This is a genomic window from Cellulophaga sp. (genome assembly GCF_039943695.1).
Classification (GTDB): Bacteria; Bacteroidota; Bacteroidia; order Flavobacteriales; family Flavobacteriaceae; genus Cellulophaga.
On record NZ_JBDVAA010000132.1, the window covers coordinates 1 to 1,853 of the forward strand.

Here is a 1,853-nt window from a genome sequence, read left to right on the forward strand (position 1 = left end):
AAGCTACCAATATGCGGAGGCTATTGATGTATACCAAAGGTTAATTGATCTTGGATACAGCTCTGAAACTATTTACAGAAAACTTGCTAACTCTAATTACCTTAATGCTAGGTATGAAAATGCTGCTAAATGGTATGAAAAGTTAGTAAATCTTGAAGAAGCTACGGTAGATCCTGAAGAGGTATACAAATATGCATTATCGCTAAAGTCTATTGGTGAATATCAAAAATCTGATACTTGGATGCGTAAGTTTGATCAAATTAAACAGTACGATTCTAGAGCTACCTTGTTTGAAAATAACACCAATTATTTACAAGTAATTGAAAAAAACTCTGGGCGTTACAATCTAAAAAACCTAGAGATAAACTCTAGTGTATCTGAGTTTTCTCCGGCTTATTATAATAACAAACTAGTATTCTCTTCAGCTAGAGATACTGGTACTGTGCGTAATTCTATTCACCAATGGAACAACCAACCCTTTTTAAACCTGTATGCTGCACAAATTAATGAAGAAGGAACTCCTTTTAATGCAGATAAATTAGACCGTAAACTAAATAAAAAAACACACGAGTCTTCGGCTGTTTTTACTAAAGATGGTAACACTATGTATTTTACCAGAAACAATTCTGATAACGGAAGGTTTGCCCGCGATAAAGATGGCGTTAGTAGACTTAAATTATACAGAGCTACAAAAGTTGGTGACCAATGGAAAAAAATCACAGAACTACCTTTTAATAGTGATGAGTATTCTGTAGCACACCCTGCCCTATCACCAGATGAAACTAAATTATATTTTGCTTCGGATATGCCTGGTACGCGTGGAATGTCTGATTTATATGTAGTAGATATTATTGCTGATGGAACCTTTAGTGCTCCTCTAAATCTTGGTAATAAAATTAACACTGAATCTAGAGAAACTTTTCCGTTTATTTCTAAAAACAATATATTATATTTTGCCTCTGATGGGCACCCTGGCTTAGGTGGGTTAGATATTTTTGCTACTCAAATTACTGATAATTTTAACGATTCTTACATCTTAAACATTGGTAAACCTGTAAACAGTAAACAAGATGATTTCTCTTTCATTTTTGATGAAGATTCTCTAAAAGGATTCTTTGCATCTAATCGTGATGGTGGTAAAGGATATGATGATATTTATAGCTTTGTTCAAACAAAAGAACTAAACCTTAATTGCTACAATACAATTACAGGTACTGCTGTTAATCTTAAAACAGGTGCTAGTATTGCAGACGCTGCTGTGCAAGTAAAAGACAAAGAAAACACTTTGGTTTTTGAAACTAAAACTGATAAAAAAGGAAACTTTACAATTGATGATATTTGCTGGGAGGATACCTATACCCTACTGGGACAAAAAATAGAGTTTGAAAACGGAACTACCTCTTTTGCTATAGAACGTAATAAAGAAATTGATCCTGTTATTGTAAAATTAAATCCTATTAAAAGGGCTGCCCCTATTGGTACAGATTTAACTAAGTACTTAAAATTAGATCCTATTTATTTTGACCTTGATAAATCGTTTATTAGGATTGACGGGCAAATTACAATGCAACAAGTATTTGCATATCTTAAAGAGTATCCAGAGGTGGTTATTGAAGTTAGATCACATACTGATGCTAGAGCTACTACTGCCTACAACCAAGCATTATCTAACAGAAGAGCAAAAGAAACGGTAAAGTATTTATTAGACAATGGTATTGCGCCTGAGCGTGTGTCAGGCAAAGGTTTTGGGGAATCTCAATTAACTAACAACTGCGATTCTAATAGCAAATGCTCCGAAGAACAACACCAACAAAATAGAAGATCTGAGTTTATTGTAATTAAAAACTAAAACA

At 33.6% G+C, this 1,853-nt stretch carries 1 protein-coding gene; it reads left to right on the plus strand.

Annotated elements, in window-relative coordinates:
- On the plus strand, positions 1 to 1,849 hold a 1,849-nt coding region (locus ABJD66_RS09250), incomplete at its 5' end, for an OmpA family protein (RefSeq protein WP_348130723.1).
- Between the last annotated feature and the right edge of the window lie 4 nt (positions 1,850 to 1,853).